At 49.7% G+C, this 16,884-nt stretch carries 16 protein-coding genes; 1 reads left to right on the forward strand and 15 read right to left on the reverse strand.

The window, feature by feature from the left end:
• Positions 1–9: 9 nt before the first annotated feature.
• The 4 genes from G0Q06_RS11270 to G0Q06_RS11285 form a co-directional block, all read right to left on the reverse strand.
• Complete coding sequence (locus tag G0Q06_RS11270; RefSeq protein ID WP_163965970.1) at positions 10–1,155, reverse strand: glycosyltransferase family 4 protein; 1,146 nt, start codon at positions 1,153–1,155, stop codon at positions 10–12.
• Between the two features lie 30 nt (positions 1,156–1,185).
• Complete coding sequence (locus G0Q06_RS11275) at positions 1,186–1,722, reverse strand: YdcF family protein (protein ID WP_163965974.1); 537 nt, start codon at positions 1,720–1,722, stop codon at positions 1,186–1,188.
• Between the two features lie 237 nt (positions 1,723–1,959).
• Entirely contained in the window at positions 1,960–2,955 is a 996-nt protein-coding gene (locus G0Q06_RS11280) for a glycosyltransferase family 4 protein (protein WP_163965976.1), read from the reverse strand.
• 42 nt (positions 2,956–2,997) lie between these two features.
• A complete protein-coding gene (locus G0Q06_RS11285; RefSeq protein WP_163965979.1) occupies positions 2,998–3,738 on the reverse strand; it encodes a class I SAM-dependent methyltransferase in 741 nt (246 codons plus the stop codon).
• Between the two features lie 82 nt (positions 3,739–3,820).
• Here G0Q06_RS11285 and G0Q06_RS11290 point away from each other — a divergent pair, with 82 nt between their 5' ends.
• Positions 3,821–4,807 carry an acyltransferase family protein gene (locus G0Q06_RS11290; protein WP_163965982.1) on the forward strand — a complete coding sequence of 329 codons (987 nt, stop codon included), beginning with the start codon at positions 3,821–3,823 and terminating at the stop codon, positions 4,805–4,807.
• Here the strand turns inward: G0Q06_RS11290 and G0Q06_RS11295 are convergent.
• The 11 genes from G0Q06_RS11295 to rfbC all read right to left on the reverse strand — a co-directional run bounded on the left by G0Q06_RS11295 (position 4,800) and on the right by rfbC (position 16,883).
• Positions 4,800–5,738 (reverse strand): sulfotransferase family protein, encoded by a 939-nt coding sequence (locus G0Q06_RS11295; protein WP_163965986.1) that lies wholly within the window; start codon positions 5,736–5,738, stop codon positions 4,800–4,802. The two genes, G0Q06_RS11290 and G0Q06_RS11295, sit on opposite strands and share 8 nt — an antisense overlap.
• A 27-nt stretch (positions 5,739–5,765) precedes the next feature.
• Entirely contained in the window at positions 5,766–7,283 is a 1,518-nt protein-coding gene (locus G0Q06_RS11300; protein WP_163965989.1) for a hypothetical protein, read from the reverse strand.
• 65 nt (positions 7,284–7,348) lie between these two features.
• Positions 7,349–8,383, reverse strand: a complete 1,035-nt coding sequence (locus G0Q06_RS11305) for a CgeB family protein (protein WP_163965992.1) — start codon at positions 8,381–8,383, stop codon at positions 7,349–7,351.
• A 3-nt stretch (positions 8,384–8,386) separates the two neighbouring features.
• Entirely contained in the window at positions 8,387–9,940 is a 1,554-nt protein-coding gene (locus G0Q06_RS11310; RefSeq protein ID WP_163965995.1) for an asparagine synthetase B family protein, read from the reverse strand.
• Between the two features lie 37 nt (positions 9,941–9,977).
• Positions 9,978–10,811, reverse strand: coding sequence for an alpha-1,2-fucosyltransferase (locus G0Q06_RS11315; protein WP_238710734.1), 834 nt, complete (start codon positions 10,809–10,811; stop codon positions 9,978–9,980).
• Positions 10,812–10,837: 26 nt separating this feature from the next.
• Positions 10,838–11,776, reverse strand: coding sequence for a hypothetical protein (locus G0Q06_RS11320; RefSeq protein WP_163966000.1), 939 nt, complete (start codon positions 11,774–11,776; stop codon positions 10,838–10,840).
• Positions 11,777–11,788: 12 nt separating this feature from the next.
• Positions 11,789–12,676 carry a class I SAM-dependent methyltransferase gene (locus tag G0Q06_RS11325; protein ID WP_163966003.1) on the reverse strand — a complete coding sequence of 296 codons (888 nt, stop codon included), beginning with the start codon at positions 12,674–12,676 and terminating at the stop codon, positions 11,789–11,791.
• 16 nt (positions 12,677–12,692) lie between these two features.
• Complete coding sequence (locus G0Q06_RS11330) at positions 12,693–14,237, reverse strand: lipopolysaccharide biosynthesis protein (RefSeq protein WP_163966004.1); 1,545 nt, start codon at positions 14,235–14,237, stop codon at positions 12,693–12,695.
• A gap of 52 nt (positions 14,238–14,289) precedes the next feature.
• Complete coding sequence (locus tag G0Q06_RS14545) at positions 14,290–15,006, reverse strand: hypothetical protein (RefSeq protein ID WP_238710736.1); 717 nt, start codon at positions 15,004–15,006, stop codon at positions 14,290–14,292.
• Between the two features lie 399 nt (positions 15,007–15,405).
• Positions 15,406–16,335: an NAD-dependent epimerase/dehydratase family protein gene (locus G0Q06_RS11340; protein WP_163966008.1), complete on the reverse strand. Its 930-nt coding sequence runs from the start codon at positions 16,333–16,335 to the stop codon at positions 15,406–15,408.
• On the reverse strand, positions 16,332–16,883 hold the full coding sequence (rfbC, locus tag G0Q06_RS11345; protein WP_163966010.1) for a dTDP-4-dehydrorhamnose 3,5-epimerase: 552 nt from the start codon (positions 16,881–16,883) through the stop codon (positions 16,332–16,334). The genes G0Q06_RS11340 and rfbC overlap by 4 nt, the downstream gene beginning before the upstream one ends.
• Position 16,884 lies beyond the last annotated feature (1 nt).

Here is a 16,884-nt window from a genome sequence, read left to right on the forward strand (position 1 = left end):
AATTGCTTATTAGTGTTTTGCCGACTGAGTAGCACAGGCACGCAGAAATTCAAAAGTTTCCTCGGCACAGCGTTCCCAAGTAAAGGTTTTAGCACGATCGTAAGCCTTCATTGCGTACTCCATACGCAAGGCCTTATCCCGCAGCATCTTCTCAATCGCATGCGCCAACTCGGTTACATTCTCAGGATCAACCTTCAAACCAGTATCGCCTTGGATTTCCGGCAAGGCGCTCCTGTCAGAGCAAACTACCGGGAGCCCCGAGCCCATTGCCTCGAGTAACACCATCCCGAATGTTTCACAGGTTGAGGTACAAGTGTAAAGATCTGCCTGTTGCGTATGTTCCCGGACTTCAAAATAAGGGATCTCACCGTGCCACTTGATCCATTTCTTTTCCGGATCCAACCTTGCGGCAAGTGGATCAAACATTCTCTTCGCGGCTGGAAGAGCCGGCCCGACAAGATGTATCTCCGCCGGAATTCCTCGCTCCCGGACTTTTGCAACGGCTTGGATCAACTTGTCCTGATGCTTGTAAAGATTGATATGGGAAATGTAGAGCAGGCGGGCAGGAGTTTTCTCAGTAAAGTCTTCAACCTGCCGTTGTGGTCTTGGCAGCATCAGGAAGCGTTCGCTCAGGCCATGATGGATGACGGTTTGGCGGACCTTGCTCAGGTCCGTCATTTCATTAAGCACATCATGGGCCTTCTGGCTGATATGGATCAGGCCAGTTGCCCGTTTGAAACTCTTTGTCTGGACATGCTTAAGATAAACCAGCCGAACATATGCCCACCGGTACTTGAATCGGGCCCGCTCCGGAAAATCAAACGGGAGGAAATTCCTGAGCATGGTCACATAGGGCCGGAAACTCCCTTGGTAGGTACCTCCCGGAGCCCATAGAAGGTTTACATCAGGCTCGATCTGGCGGTCGAGGAGATGCCGGCGGAAGATCACCCCGTGAATACGACCCTTGTCGATCAGAGGGTGGGTGCGCCGCTCGACAAGCGGAATATCACCGATACGCTCAAGTGTTCTCTTTGGAGCCCAAACGGTCACTTTGGAAAACCCGTGGCGTTTCAAATCGGCCACCTGAAGGATTTCCTGGAGGTGGGTCACTCCGCCGCCGCGGCGAAGATTGGAAGCATCAATAAAGAGGTGCATGTTTCAGTGTGAGGCGTCTCGAAGAAAATATCATCTTGCCAGAAAGTAGTAAAGCCGGCCAACCCACTCACGGATATACAGGCTGCTTGCAGAAAATGCCGATTCACTCGGAAACCATTTCTCCCAAAGCGGGCCGGGTCGTGTGGTCCGCGTTGAACCGGAAAAGGCAAGGTGGTTGAAGTACCGAACAAATTCGGCCTTAGCGCGAGGCAGGTGCCAGTCGGAACTGACCACCAGAAGAAAGTCATCCGCCTCCACTCCATCGAGGGCCAGGACGCCTGGTGGATGCATTCGCGTATTCAGGGCCGTCGGTTCAATTCGGCACCGTTGAGGATCAACACCGCGTGCCAGGGCAAGTTCTTGCATCAGACGGGCACCGCCTCCCGCTCCAGTAAAGATGACACCGGCCTCCGGATACTTCCTTGCCAGGAATACGCCATGTGCCGTCCGGAGGGCGCTCTCCGTTGTGAGCACAATCTCACCCGGCTTGCTCCCGACCGCGAAACCTCCGGAAAGGACGACGATCCAGTCAACTTGATTCAGTTGAGCATCGTCCGTAGAAGCCATAATCGGATACAATGTGCTACGAAGAGCCTCACTCCCAGCAGGTGTGGAAGAAAAATAGAGGATAATTGTCATGCAAAGTCCCGAATAAAGCCAAAGGCGGGTGAACCAAGCATGAGGATGTCGTTTAAAACGCCAGTGGGCAAGGGCCCAAGCAGCGGCCAGCAGGATAAACAGCACAAACAAAGGGGAAACAAGGGTTTTCACACTTCCAGATAGTGGAATTCAACGGATAGGTGGTCAGCCATTTCCAAGAGTTCGAAATACATCCATATACTTTTGCGCAATGGTCGCAGGTTCAAAGCGCTGAAGATTCAACCTGCCTTTTTCGAATAATTCTTCCCGTAACCGGGGTTCATTTTTGAGTCTTTCAATGGCCGACCGGATCTCCTCCGGCGACTCCGGATCTACGAGCAGGGCGCCCTCCCCTGCCACACCGGGCATGCTTGAACAATTGGAGGTGATGCACGGGATTCCAAAGGCCTGTGCCTCGAGTATGGGCAGGCCAAAGCCCTCCAAACGGGAGGCAAAGAACAGGATGTCACACTCCTGGTAAATCTCCTGTATCCGCGAATCCGATACGGCGAATTCATTAGTATATTGAATCTTTCTCCGATCAAGTTCGCGGCGATTTTCATCACTCAGCTTTCCGACAATCTTCAACTCGCATGGCAGGTCATCCACGGCCGTGATGAGCGTGTCGAGGTTCTTGTGCCTGCCGCTTCCAATCTGAAGGATTTTAGGGCAACCGGAATTAAAGGGGCTGTGGGCTGCCTGCGGTTCAAAAGTGAAGCAATTTTCGATGACAACGAGCTTGTCTCCCAAAGGGCCGATTTCCTTTTCCAAATCCTCCCGGGTCGCCTCGGAGATGACTGTGACCTTTTGCGCAAAACGGCACGGAAGTCTGAACCAAAGAAGCTTGTACAGGAACTTCTTGATCCCCCTAAGCCGCTTAAGATAGCCGCAGTCATGAATGGTGAGGACGGTCGCTCCCCTTTTCAAAAAAGGAACTATATAGTGCGCATCTCCAGTAATGTGAAGGACACCCTTTCCCTTTTTCCTCGCAAATTTGATATTCCCTGCCATCCCGGGGACACTCCCAGGACGGTTTGGCAAATGAACCGTGTCCACCTCGAATACCTTCTCGAAGTGGACTGTGAGACTGCTGAACAGTCTCTCAATGCTCTGCTTGCCAGTACGGCTATCGCGGAAGAACAGGGTCAGGGCCGGTTTCATCTAATGAATGTTTTTCGGGGAGTTTTGAAATCAGGTTCCTGATCAATCAGCTTTGCCCAGCACAGCTGTTGCAACGGGATCCAGCGGACGACGCTGGTTGAAAAACAAATACCCGACGACAATCTCGGTCAGGTCCCGCAGGCGAAACAAAATCCACTTGAACCATGCGGTCGACTTTCTCGCGGCTATTCGCTGGGCGTTTCTGTATGACAAGACGGTTAGTCCCGTTCCCAGACACATCTGGACAAGTTTGCTTTTGGCAATGGCATTCCGGTGTGTATGATCGCCGTTTTGAATAGGCACCGAAAGGGGGCTGTCCCCATTCGGGAAGCGGAGCACGATCCTTCCTCCGGGATTTAAAAGCCCTGCCAGGCGCTTCAAAGCCAGCATGCCGTCCTTCGCGGTCAGGTGCTCGATCACGTCAAAGAGGATAATCCCGTCGTAACGTTTTCCGGCTAGGGGTCCGTCGTCGATTTCCATGTCCGCAATGTTGTAAAGATAAACATCCAGGCCGGATTCGCGACCACGCTCAACCAGCTCCGGAATAATCTCTGTCCCGGTAATCTGCTTGCCCTGTGACAGGGCCCAACGCATGAAATCCCCGTTGCCAAAGCCGACCTCCAGCAAGCTTTTCGCCTCCGTCAGGCCTGCCTGCCGGATCTCTCCCTCAAAGTATTCGATGAACCATTTCTCCACAGACCGGTCCTTACTCCAGTTTTTCCATTGGCGGTAGTTGTCGTAAGTCGAGGGGGACTCTTTGGGTTTTGTCGTTGAGCTTTCCATTTTATATTAGCGATAATTTTCTTTTAAGAAGTTCCTTGTTAAGTCATTTAAATTTGAGGCCAAGCCTCTAACTTTTCGATCCATGCAATCATCAACCAGGCAATTCGCACCCGACCTCCTCAAGGCGATAGCTATCTTCGGGGTCGTTTACATTCATTCCATTTGGATGGTTGGAGAAAATGCGACGGTTTACATCACATGGATATTCCGGGCGGCCGTGCCGTGCTTTCTCATGATGTTCTCCTATTTCATGGCCCGTTCCCTTAGCCGGCAAGAGCATCCATGGCGTTACATTGGAAAGCGTTTTCTGCATATCCTGACCGTCTTCATCGTCTGGAGTCTTGCATACAGCCTTTTTCGTGAGGAGTGGCTTATGCCAACTCTCCTGAAGTTCGCCATCCGGCACTTTGGCGGGGGTTCCTGGCCGGGTCAGTTCTTTTTCTTTATCCTTCTCCAATTGATTCCGCTGTTTCCCGTTCTCGTCTGGGCATACAACCGGCCCGCATTGAGAATCGGTATTCTCGCCTTTTCCGCTGCCACCTATCTTGTTTTCGGATATGCCCACCATCTCGTTCCGGAAATTCTTCTTCAGTTAAAAATGAGGCCTTTTTTTCACAGCATTCCGTATGTCTTCGCTGGAATTGCCTTGTCCCGTGGACAATTGCCAAGGCTGAGTGGCTGGTGGACGGCAGCGATCGTCCTAATTCCCCTAGAGTTTTTCATCCTTTCTTTGCTTGGTCGGGAGCATGACGCCTATGTCACACCGGGTGTTGCCATTGCCTCCATTCTAATTTCAACAAGTGTGCTTCAGCTCCGCTTGAATCCACCCCGAAACCCTTTGGTTTCCGGGTTCATTTGCTTTGCAGGCGCTAATACTATGACAATATTTGTCGCAAATCCACTGGCCGCCAGACTCTTGGCAAGGTTCACTCATGATTGGCGCCCCGTGGATCCGGCCCCCTGGCTCGAGATTCCCCTATCGTTTCTTTTTGCCTCAATCGTCTTGGTAATGTGTTGCGGGATGGCTTGGCTCATAAAAAGGATTCGGTTGGAAGGAATCATCAATTAGAGGGTTTGCGGAGCCTCATCCGGCTCGCCACGGGGGAAACAATCGCCCGGATATTTTCCCTTTCCTGATCAGGAAGCCCGGCAAGGGGATCCCTTCCCGACGCCCTCTTGGATTGTACCGATTTGACAATCCCTTTAAGGACTTCCAAGCGCATCTCTCCCCCCATCCAGTTCATAACTGCCTTCAGTTGCTCTTCGGGGTTTGTCATCAAATCCTCAAAAGACATTGTGTAAAGCCGGTCCGGACCAAGATCAGCCGTGTGATCCAGAACCCCTTCAACTTGCCAGCGCCATTGTTCCGCACAGGTTTCATGCAAGGTATGGGTACGCCTAAAGGCGCGCATTCCCGGAAACCGGGGTCCCCATGTGAAATCCTTGCCTGTCGTCCAATTCCGCATACAGAATCTAATAAATCTTGGCAGGTAGGCCGGCAATTCCAGCAGGTCGGTCATGTCTTCCACGCGCTCCCGGATTTTGAGGTATGCCCGCATTCCCTTACCCACGCGGACCGCGCGTCCTCCTTGCCGGAGTTCCTTGCTATCCAGAGCTTCATGTCCGTCTCCGCGCCACTCCTTGACGGTCGAGGCAATTGCGGCGGCCGGATCGCGGAAAAGGTGTATGAACCGGGCCTCAGGGAAGATTTCCCTAATGAAGGGAATTCGCAGACAATTACTTGGAGTCTTCTCAAGAAGAAACTCCTTGCCGCTCTTCGCTAGGCGTTCTTCGAGACGCTTGCGGATATAGTGGGAGATTTCCGGTGTTGCGTCGTCCGCACCCAGAACATCGTCTTTCCTGTAGGCATGGCCATGCACCCAGACGTGATACGGTTCGCCCCAGTACTCGAGATTCGAGCAACGGGAAAGGGAGGTCCGCCCAAGAAAAGTTGTTCCAGAGCGGGCCGCTCCTAGAAGAACAATCAACTTTAAAGCCATATGGTAAACCTGAACATTGGGTAAGCGTCAGACAGGCAAACGTCGGGACCTTGGCGCACGGAGAGAGCTCCTTTGCCTGACTCCCAAAACATTCTTCATGAAGTAGAAGAAGGCCAACAAGATTACCAAGGTAAAAGTACCTTCCAAGACCAATTGCCGCATGCTGTCCACAAAACTGGCTTTAGTGAACCGAACGGCGGCAATGTAACACAAGAATGTTATCATCATTAAATAAACCGGATAGTACTTGCGGATAAGATATTTTCTAAGCTTCTGATTCACTATATATACAACTACAAAAGCCAGTATCGTCATTGTAAATGCTGCTATCCAGCCGCCTCTGGTAAATGCGGCAACGTGTAAAGGAAATTCAACATTGGTGTATTTTCTGCCTGCTGCATCAACCCCAACCGAAAAGCCATAAGGCACAAGGAACAAATTATCAAAATAATAGGCTCCTCGAAAACCATCCGACAACATCGCCGTTATACCAAGGGTAAACGCAGATCTTACCTGGTATGGAAAGTCCCCAAACCCGCGGTAGGGAACATTCTCGGGTGTCATAGGTGGGATAGCATAGGCGGGCCAGCTTGTTAATCGGCGAAAAGCCTTAAAAGCGACCGTTTCATCCGATTCCAGTTTCGCCTGAATGAATGACTCACCAGCCTCTCCCATGAGATTTTCCCCGCTCAAGGCCGCAACAATACTCCTTCTCCCGAGGACATCGCGGGCAGCACCGATATTCACTGCAGTCACAAAAAGGAAAATACAGATAGGAAAAACGGCAAAAATTCCCCATCTAATTCTCGTCCGCCAGTTGGGCAAGCCAATGGCAAATCCCACAAGAAAATAAAGGATTGGATAAAAGGCCGTCCCGCGGCTACCGGTCAGGTAAGAAGCTACGACACCCAATCCAAGGACAATCAACCAAACAATGGTAGAGCGCTTATACTGAAACGCTGTCAAACCCACAAAAAAGGGAACAAAGTAGAGGGCCATTCCGGCAATTCGAACAAAATAAAATATTGGATTATCCAGCCCGAGCACAGCGATATGCTGTAGGAACTTGATAACACCGGCAAAGATCAAAAAAGCCTCGAAATGGGGGCCAGCTCCCTGAAAGACCTGTCTGATAGACTGAATTTCGACACTCGATCTTCGAGGAATAAAATGCTGGGTTATCAAGTAAACAATTGCTACGGAAACCGTGGGGATACTCTGGCCCAACGCCGATTCAACAGGTGAACCAAACAGTACATCCCAAAATGGGAATAAGTAGTCTTCCGATATCGGCAGGGAAAAGCAGAGGGCAAAAGGAAAAAACTTGTAGATCCAACAAAAGACAAAAGCAGCCTTCAAGGGAAGGCAGCGAGTATCTTTTGCAATCACGCTAAGCCAGAGAAAAGCATCCAGAAGGATTGTCATCAATAACGCTGAGGCAAAGCTCCAGCGACCATAGCCCGACATATTCAGACCAAAACTCAGGCAAAGAAAGAGAAACGTTCCAGCAAGCGATAATGAAATTCCCAAGGACTTGTCGTCCATCGAGGGGGAATGAAATCGACCAATGGGAGGACTTCCGTGATGGGAATGCTGTACTCTGGAATAAGTCATTTTGTTTCTTCAATCAGTGAAATTAACCCCTTCATCCGGCAATCATGTGAATAGCCCGATTCCAAACAACGGCTCCGTCCTGCTTTGGCAATCTGCTGTCTGATATTTTCATGATTCATGTAAAAGTTCGTCTTTTCGAAAAGATCATCAAAATCATCAAAAAATACGGCCTCTTGTCCATCCCTGAAAAGGCGTTCGTGGTCGGGCGTCCTTTCGGCAAGCATAAAGGTCCCGCAGGCAGGAATCTCAAAGGTCCGGCTATCCTGCAAATCACGATTTTCACGACGCAGAAAGTGCAGGGCAATTTCCATTCCACAAATGGCTTTCGTGTAGTCCTCTCCCAATCTGGGGGGGCCTCTCCAGTGCTCCTTTAGCTCATCCCAATAGCGACCCTTCTCCCAGTTCTTCCCCCAAATTGCCACAGGAATTCCCTCCCTGACAAGGCGGGCAATCATTTCTTCCCGGTGAACCGCCCAGGATCCGATGAAACCGACGGGGCACCCATACACTTCCTTGTCATCCGGACCCAACTCAACTGGCTTGTTCATCTCCAGGTCGAATGACCGGTCGAACGGATAAACCCGCTTACCCCCTCTACCCTCGTATTCCGTAACATTCTCGGCCTTGGGAACGAAATGGACGTCATAACAGGGAATCGTCTCGATGAAATGGCTCCATACAGCAGAGAATTCGCCAAAAGGGTCATCCGGGTTATAGTGGACGAGTTTCATCCCGTCCTTTCCCAACTTTCGCAGGGAGTCCAGATCAGCGGGAGTCATCCAAAGATTTTTCTCAAAGAAGACGAGGTCCGGCTGGAAATGGGCAAGAAGACGCCTGATTCTCCGGTTCAACACCCATCGGGTGACCGTCTGGGCAAGAAGCGGGGATATTCTCCTCAGCCGCATTCCACGGAAGGTGCTGTCGACCGATTCAACGGAATATCCCAATCTGGCAAATGCACGGGTGCGTAGAAGGGCATTGGATGGCAACCGGTAGGAACCGATGCAAAGAATTCGTTGGATGTCCGTCATCTTCTAGGCGGTAAGGTGTCCGAGTTTTTCCTCAACCTTTGCCAGTCCTGCTCCACCTTGGGCTTGCAGCGGAATCTGCTGGACCTGTTCGAGGTAGACCGTGCTGATGAAATCAGGCTGGTTATTGTTTCTGTTCAATACGCTTTGTCCTGCCCACTTGGCAAGTGTCGGGAAGCGACACCCAAGGCCGCTATATCCTCCTTGGAGAATATTCTTGAGGAGCAGAACTCTACGGCGCAGAGCAGATCCTTTCGTCATGCGTGGTGACATGGCATAAGGCAAACCTTTCAAGGCCGGGAACGCCGAGGAAATTGCTTCACTACGGGTCTCACCATAAGGTAACTCCACTCGCTCGGGAAGTCCCAGATAAAACATGAAAAGATCCCTGTCGAGATAGGGAACTAGAATATTCCTTACAAATGGATAGGTGCCCCATGTGGACATTGCGATCTCGCGCCGGCCTCTGCTGAATATGAAAAACTGGGTGATGGGATTGTGGTGATGCGTGAACTTGGAAAAGAATTGCGCGATGTGCTGACGGGTATGGTCCATACTCAATTCTGGAGCTTCCCCAAAGATACGACCAAGAGTTTCATCCACATCCCAGCTTTGCCTGTTGAATTTCCGGATAATCGCATCTACTGCCCCGGTCGTTCCGCTTTTTTGGTAAGACTCAAGGAAGTCATCACATGTCGACCAATGGAATGCGCTGAGCACGTCTCCCAGAAACCCGTCATACAAGGCTTCAGGTTGTTCCTGAAGCACCTGCAGGGCCCCAAGCATCCATGTGCCCTCATTTGTTGTGAAATTTGTCAGAATGTTCTTCAAGGCTTCCCGCTCCAATTCGGATGAAACAGGGTGATTCAAAACCTTGTGAGTGATGCCTAAACGACCAGAGACAGCAGCAGCAATGGCCTCATCACAGTTCGGTTGGCCTTTTCCGACAGTCTCAATGGTGTAGGTGTACTGTGGCTTAACACCTTGGTGGACAAGCTCGGCCAGGATGTGCCGGGAATCACGCCCCCCGGACACGGGCTGGATGAAATCACCATGCAACGCTTTCCTTCGTCCGATCGACTGCCGGGTCAACTCGATGTAAGCGTCCTTTTCAGAATTCCTGGTTACCTCGCTATATTCGGGTTCGGGATATTTCTCAGTTACCGAGAGATTCCCATCTTCCCAGACAAGAGACCCACCCGGTGGGAATGATCTGATGAATTTGAAGGGTGTATCACAATCAACATAGAATCCCAAACGAAAGAACACCCCGATCGCCGCCAAATCAAGGGTTGCCGGAATACCCCCTTCCAATACCCGCATGACATTATTGGAAAGGACAAGCACCCCGTTGTGATATCCATAGAAGAGCGGATGGACGCCAAGCCAGTCAACTTTAGCGATGAGCTTCCTTCCATCCCATTTCCACTCGGCAAACATTCCGTCATCATGGCCATCGGCAAGGGGCAGGTGATATCCAAGGGAAACCTGGTAATCCCCGGAAACATTCCACCCTTGTGGAGTCTTACTTACAGTGATGCTTGGAAACAAACTGGTCATAGGTGCAGATGAGTAACCTCAATTTCTTGATTTAACTTTACTGGATTACTTCCCATTCCTCCGGAATGGTATTTGGATTGAGCCAGGAATTTGTAGGCGGTGCGATGACGCACTTGTCGGTAGCAGAACCCAGCCAGGCGGCCCACCAACTGAATGAGCTGTTGGCAATTATGAAATGCCGGCAATGGGTCATTAGCTGAAAGTCCTCCATTGCACTTCGGTTTCCGGCACTCATGAGCACGAATTCATTTCCACATTGGCCCTCCTCAATCCACCACTGAGGATCATCGCTGAAGATGAAAAACCTGGCATTACCAAAGCGCTTCCGCATTTGCTCGATTGCAGATTTATAGTACCTCATTGTCAACTTGGTCCCAAAATCCAATCTCCGAAGGTGCACAGCAACAGAAGTGGATTCCTCAAGTTCTTCCACAAGTTTCGAGGACTCTCCGGATAGTGGTTCGACAAAACGCAAGTCTTCCCGCAATTGTGGTTCACATTCGCGGAAATACTCGGGGCACTGCCAATATCCGGACAGACAGGCCGAACGGTCCAGTTTCCATGCTCCATACTCAGGATAGTAGCCGAGGGGACGGGGCTCGTCGACAAACCGTCGCCTTGAAAATGGCTGGCCTTTTTCGGCCTGCATCCAGCAGCGCCGATAGAAACGCCCAAAAGGGCCACTACCGCCGAATTTCCTGACGCTGCTGTCACAGGTGAAGGCATCAAGGGCATATTGGCGTTTATAACGATGATCGATCTTGAAAAAGGTCCCTGTATCCAGAATGAGTTTTGCACCGCTGCGAAGGCTCAAGGAACGGGCAAAGGCATACTGGAAAAGTTGATTTCCCAACCCCCCGGAGAGAAGCATTCGGCAATTGAGTTCCCGTGACATTACTATTTCGAGATACGGGCGATAGCCTGTGACTTTAATACCTTCAACCGCATCCGTATCAAATCCCCAAGGTCGATTATAAACTCCTTAGTTTTCTCAAGCCATGTGAGCGGAGTATACTGGTTTTCCACTTCAGGTAGATCCTCCAGTTCCTTTGGAAGAGGACCACCAAAAGGAACGGCCTTCAACCAGGCAGCTGGATTCAAGGGGTGCAGGCAACGAGTGGAGGGTTGCCAACCGTACCACTTTCGGCGCAGCCATTGTGCATGCCGAATCTGATTGGTGTGTCCATATGTGCGTATCTTACGCTCAACCTGATTATCGCTAAGAACATATGACAGGTGATAACAGGGACGATCAAGCATCAGGTAGTCGTCAACATGACTTGGGCGACGACAATGGTTGAAGCGTATGTCACTGTGCAGGTTCAAGGCGAACGCCATGCTGAATGCCAAGGTCGTATTCTTCAGTCGGGTTTCCACAAGACCTTTCCGGTAAGTCAAACTCTCCCGGCAAAGTATGACATGGCGCGTGTCTTTCCAGAATTGATACCAAGGGGTGCGGAAATAGGCAAAATCCCTGTTGCTTTCAATCTGAGCAAGGTTGGCCGCATAATCCTCACTCATGAAGAATTCATCTGCATCCTGCACAATAAGAATGTCGAACCCCTCTTCACGGGCGAGATCGAGGACTTCATTTCGCTGGTCCTCCTCGGTCGCCCAGTCGCCCTCGATCAATTGCAATTTATCAAGATGGGGAGACTCCTTCAAGATTCCCGGGTCACTCGGATTCCTGAACTTTTCGCGGGCCTCCGGATTGTAGGACCATGGATATGGACTGTAAGACACATAAATCTTCTCAACATGTGGTGCACTGTTGGCAATTGCCCGAAGTATCAATTGACTACAGTCATAAAACAAAATCAGTACAGCACTTCTCATAAAACAAAACTCCTAGGATTCACGTTTACGAGCCACAAGATAGATCAGCCTGCTCAGGTCTGCCGCCTTGCTTAGCGATTCAGGAAGTTCCTCAAACTCAAGGTGCTTCCGTGAATATTCCATTATCTCCCGACTGTAGGTCAGGTAGATGGCATCCACATCGGGGCGAAAACTCTCTTCACAAAAACAAACAGGACTTAGGTTCACAAAAAATGCGGGTTTCTGATCAGCGATCCCTCGCAATCTCCTGCAAGCCGCCGGAATCCTCAAGCGAACATCAATTGCGGTCAGGAATGCATCGAGAATGCGACCCTTCCTGAGTTTTTGCATTCCCGAGCCGAGGGAAAACCCTGCGCGCTGGGATGTCATCCGGTTCTTCCCCAGAAAGTCTGGGCATAAGAGAATCCATGTCCCGCCAGGCTTTAATACCCGCATGCTTTCATCAATAAATCGATTGGGATAGACCGCATGCTCCAGCACGAAAACCGAAAATACCGCTTCAAATGCCGCGTCGGGAAATGGGAGCATCCCCCCCTCTTCCAGTGTTTTGAATGTTCCGCCCGGAAAGGCCTTGGCGCTCTTCGACATGATTTCAGGCGAGAAATCACAGCCGGAATAATCTTCATAGTTGATTGCGCCTGTGCTCAGGATTTGCGAGGTTCCACATCCGATCTCCAACAAGCTCCTACCCTTAACCCGCTCAATTATATCCTGATGAAATGGGGCTTCACCGGGTTTGTTCCAAAGTGTGGTTCCTTGGACAATATCCTCATAGTACTGGCCGCGCAAATAGTAGTCGCTCATTTTGGATTCCAAATTCGACAAGCTTGCCGAATTTCTTTCCTCGACGGAGGAAACCCAGTTGAGTTTCCGGGATGGTGCAGGTGCAATATTAGCCATAAGTCTACATACTAGTCTATCGAGCTCTCGCGTGTTTGATTTCCCTGACCTTGGCTGCGATAACAGTTAATAGGGAGGAAAACTCAACTCTTGCCTCTTTTGATACAGAACAAATCAAAAGTCCATAGGACAGAGCGTACGTTCCTGCAGCAAGACCAAAAAGCAGCCATTGAGCTGGTTGATAAAAGAAGAAAAAGAAAGAAAGAAGAATCGCGCAAGTGGCTGCTTTTATTACCTCAATTCCGAATTCAATCCAATCGGACTTAATCAAGCGTGCTCTCTTTGAAAGGGACTTGGGATAATACCAGAAGTATACAACGCTGTATCCAACCAGCGGAGCAATAATTGCGCCCAAGATTCCGAGGTAATAGATTCCAGCCAACAAAATCGCGAACACCAGTATGGAATAAGTGAATATCACAACTGAACTACGCTTGATATCGCCTAGTGAAACACAGAGTGAACTCATGACAGTTAGCATGACCCGCGAAACCAGATAAAAACATAGGAGACTTGAGATGAGGGTTCCTGCAAAGAACTCTTCTCCAACCCACAGGCTAACAAATGTCTTGTTGAGGGAAAGAAATCCTCCAAAGGCCAATCCCAGCATCCATATGTTTAGCTTAATCAAGCGCCTTATAACGCTTCGGATTTTCACATAATCCCCTTCGCCACTAAGATGGGAAATGCCAACACCAACAGCCTGACCAGTACGATTAAGAAGGGTTTCCCCGATGTTAAAACTTCGCTTGGTCAATACATAAACGGCAACCGTCTCTGGTCCGATAAAACGCGAGATTAGAAATGCGTCCATATGAGAACTGAAGGTTGTGCCGACCTTCCCGATGGAGGTGAAAGACAGGAGACTCAAAACCTCGCCAAATTTTGAAATGCTGAATGCGGGCTTAATTCCCTCTTTGTGCAACCGCCAAAGAAGATATCCAGAATTTCCAAGCAGTAATCCAGAACCCCGGAAAAGAAAACCGGCGGCAATCGCGTAAAGTCCGTAATCAGCAAATATCAAAACGGCGATAACTATTAATGAGCCGAAACTCGATATCACTCCAACGATCCCCGGCCCTAGGCTACCAAGCATGCCATAATTAACGGCGCTTAAAGCATACGAAAGGATCATGATGGCTGTTCCCGAAATAGCCATCAGAAAGGCCTTTCTCAAAATGATTGATGTGCTTTCATTTGAAAGATTCACCCAATCGGGCAGATAGAAAGAGATGCCCCAACCAGTCCCCACAATAAACACGCAAATGCCAAGGGTTATAAGCAGCCCAGCAGTGGTGTACCCCATCAGTGCAAGATTGTCTTTTTTCCCGTAGGCTACTCCTGCGCGTTGAGTGATAACACTGGCAATGCCTGGGTCGACGACAGTAAGCCAGACAAGTACATTGCCAGTGGCCAACCAGGCTCCGTAGAGGTCGAGAGGAATATGTCTAAGATAGAGCGGAACCAGAGCGATTCCTGAAATGATCGCGTAGACTATGCTTGAGTATGAAAACATGAGTCCCCACACAGCGGCTTTCCGGCGGCTTTTACGGGGGATCATAGTGAAATATCCTGCATGGATTTTTTAAGCGATTTTTGAATACTCTCGACTTTCAACCCTTTTGGCAGGAATCCAGAATTCCAAAGAACTTGTCTACCGTTACGGCTTCCCTGCGATATTTCCTCCGGGCCTTATATCCGCGTAGTCCAAAAAGATTTTTTAGCCAAAGTGACAAAGCCTGCCATATCCGGAGTTGCGCCCAAAATTCTGATTTTCCTCCTGATCGCTGGATAGTTCCTGCAAATTTTCGGAAACCGACTCTTTTATCTTGGATACAAACAAGAGACCACACCCCTGCATTTTTCATGAAGCGCCTTCGTATAGGATCAAGTTCCCTGTTGGATTCAAGATCACCATTTTTCAAAACCGCGTATACGCATAACATCAGGAATCCGCTGTTCCATCCGGACGTCCCGAGATTCAGGTTTTCATATTCAGAAAGCTGCATGCCCCGCAATACGCAGACCTCAGGAAGGCCAGCGACTTTGGCCCCCACAAATCGACCGGCCAAAGGCAGGTAAAACGGCAACATTAAACGTCTGGTGTAGCTGTCCAACCAGTCAAGTTGATCACACCATTCATATGCCTTTTGTAATGCCTTCCTGAATCCGGGGCCCATAGTATAAGCATGGCATCCGATGAACGAGGCATCCCACGCATTCATTTTCGTCCAATCAAGATTTTCAGGATCGGCCGCTGTCTTCCTCAGGGTCTTAAGATGCGGGCAAAATACATATGAACAATTGTCGAGAAAGAAATTACCGCTCAAGCTGTAGGTAAGAAGGATATCTGATCCCAATTCTCGATATGCCTTGAAACGGGAAATCAAGGACCAGGGAGTAAAAATATCATCATCGCCATGTAGCAGAACAAGTTCATCCTCTTTCGCGAATTCCTCAATGGCTGTATACCAGTTTTCGACCGGCTCGATTGTTTTCTCACGGTGATGTATGATCAAATCCCACTGGAGAGTTGCATCCTTATGGGATAAATAGTCATCTGTGATAAGCTCCTGTATCAGCTCCCTGCTTGGAGGATGATTATTCACAACGAGTAATCGCATTTCCTCCCCCTCTGGTATCTCTGCGTCAAAAAGAGACCTGAGAACGATGGGAAGTGTAGCGGTCCTTGTATATGTTGGAATTACAACAAGCATGAATCCTATCCGTCAGCACCTATAGTAGGCGGCAAGCCCATCCCAGAAGAGATCCTCAGACCAATCCGAGACAATTGAAGTGGCTTTAATGGAGTTTGTCCGGATTTTTGGTTCGCTGAAATCTTCCTGTGAGGCGAACCTGACGCTGCATTCGCTTTCCAATCGCCCGTGCATTTGCATTGAAAACCTTTTTGCAAATTGGCCTTGAGGCTCATCGAAATACCCGGGATCCATTTTCTCATTTGCATGCGGATTGGCCTGTATTCGCTTGGAAAATTCAAGGTAGCAGAGAGCCATGAGTTCCACGGGCACATTGTCCCTCACATAATCAGGCGACTTTACCACCGGCACCTCGCCCGCAAGCCAACTCTTTGCTAAATAAGTAGTAAAGCCGCCTTTCTCGTAAGGTCCAAAAGGATTAGCCACGACAAACTTTCCTAGAGGCATTTTTGCCTGATAGCACGCGAACCGAACAATATGCCACGTCAGGGTTTTGCTGAGTGCATAGGGTGAGAATGCCTCTAGCGGTTTTGTGCCCTTTCCGGTATCTGCCTCGAAGTATGAACTGGTATGAATGACCGATTTGACCCCTGCCCTTTTTGCGACCTTGAGCACCTCATCCAGATTCAGGGTATTCTGTTGGACTGCGTCCATCACTGGGAAGTCAGGCGCCTTGTGATTTCCGACAACAGCCCCGTGCAAGCAGAGAAGATCATAGTCCTGCGCTCCCAGGGCCTCCAGCATTTCCTCCGACCCCATTCGACAATTCCAAACCGGCTTGATCAGCGGCAACAATAGTTCTGTTCGCGTGTGATACAAATCCTTATACTCTCCAAGCCCTGCCCTGGTGAATGTGCCCGTTACTTCGTGGCCTGCTTCTGCCAGAGTCTTTGCAAACCAGAAACCGGTAAAAGAACTGGCCCCTGTGAAAAAGATCTTCATCGTGTAAATAGGAACGGTGAATCGAACTCATTCATTTTAGCAAACCCCTGATCCCGGTCAGAAATCTCAAAAGAATCCCCCGGCCAGTTGAACCCGAAGCTGTCCCAGCGAATCCCGGTATCGTGTTCGGGCGCATATACCATGTCGGTCTTGTAAATCATGCAGGAGTCATCGCTGAGAGACAGAAACCCATGGGCGAAACCAATAGGAATGAAAAATATCAGGCGGTTATCGCCGCTCAATTCAATCGAGGCGCTCTTTCCAAACGTAGGGGATCCTGTTCGCAGGTCTACAACGACATCCAAAACTGAACCTGACACGCAATAGACCACCTTGTTATGCGCATGAGGCGGTAGTTGAAAGTGCATGCCTCGAAGCACATTCAATTTGGATACAGAGAAGAATTCTTCCTCTAAGGCAAAAGACAGTCCCAGCTTCTTCCAAAGACCAGAATGGAAAGTCTTGATAAATTCCCCACGGTCATCACAAAATTGTCGCGGCTTGACAATCTTAAGACCGGGAAGCGGTTCTTCGATTATTTCAAACATT

It is taken from the genome of Oceanipulchritudo coccoides (assembly GCF_010500615.1).
Lineage (GTDB): Bacteria > Verrucomicrobiota > Verrucomicrobiia > Opitutales > Oceanipulchritudinaceae > Oceanipulchritudo > Oceanipulchritudo coccoides.

What these genes read in the sequence shown, in the direction of transcription:
- G0Q06_RS11270 (WP_163965970.1), bottom strand. Translation starts at nt 1,155, where the DNA reads ATGCACCTCTTTATTGATGCTTCCAATCTTCGCCGCGGCGGCGGAGTG.
- G0Q06_RS11275 (WP_163965974.1), bottom strand. Translation starts at nt 1,722, where the DNA reads ATGGCTTCTACGGACGATGCTCAACTGAATCAAGTTGACTGGATCGTC.
- G0Q06_RS11280 (WP_163965976.1), bottom strand. Translation starts at nt 2,955, where the DNA reads ATGAAACCGGCCCTGACCCTGTTCTTCCGCGATAGCCGTACTGGCAAG.
- G0Q06_RS11285 (WP_163965979.1), bottom strand. Translation starts at nt 3,738, where the DNA reads ATGGAAAGCTCAACGACAAAACCCAAAGAGTCCCCCTCGACTTACGAC.
- G0Q06_RS11290 (WP_163965982.1), top strand. Translation starts at nt 3,821, where the DNA reads ATGCAATCATCAACCAGGCAATTCGCACCCGACCTCCTCAAGGCGATA.
- G0Q06_RS11295 (WP_163965986.1), bottom strand. Translation starts at nt 5,738, where the DNA reads ATGGCTTTAAAGTTGATTGTTCTTCTAGGAGCGGCCCGCTCTGGAACA.
- G0Q06_RS11300 (WP_163965989.1), bottom strand. Translation starts at nt 7,283, where the DNA reads ATGGACGACAAGTCCTTGGGAATTTCATTATCGCTTGCTGGAACGTTT.
- G0Q06_RS11305 (WP_163965992.1), bottom strand. Translation starts at nt 8,383, where the DNA reads ATGACGGACATCCAACGAATTCTTTGCATCGGTTCCTACCGGTTGCCA.
- G0Q06_RS11310 (WP_163965995.1), bottom strand. Translation starts at nt 9,940, where the DNA reads ATGACCAGTTTGTTTCCAAGCATCACTGTAAGTAAGACTCCACAAGGG.
- G0Q06_RS11315 (WP_238710734.1), bottom strand. Translation starts at nt 10,811, where the DNA reads ATGCTTCTCTCCGGGGGGTTGGGAAATCAACTTTTCCAGTATGCCTTT.
- G0Q06_RS11320 (WP_163966000.1), bottom strand. Translation starts at nt 11,776, where the DNA reads ATGAGAAGTGCTGTACTGATTTTGTTTTATGACTGTAGTCAATTGATA.
- G0Q06_RS11325 (WP_163966003.1), bottom strand. Translation starts at nt 12,676, where the DNA reads ATGGCTAATATTGCACCTGCACCATCCCGGAAACTCAACTGGGTTTCC.
- G0Q06_RS11330 (WP_163966004.1), bottom strand. Translation starts at nt 14,237, where the DNA reads ATGATCCCCCGTAAAAGCCGCCGGAAAGCCGCTGTGTGGGGACTCATG.
- G0Q06_RS11340 (WP_163966008.1), bottom strand. Translation starts at nt 16,335, where the DNA reads ATGAAGATCTTTTTCACAGGGGCCAGTTCTTTTACCGGTTTCTGGTTT.
- rfbC (WP_163966010.1), bottom strand. Translation starts at nt 16,883, where the DNA reads ATGTTTGAAATAATCGAAGAACCGCTTCCCGGTCTTAAGATTGTCAAG.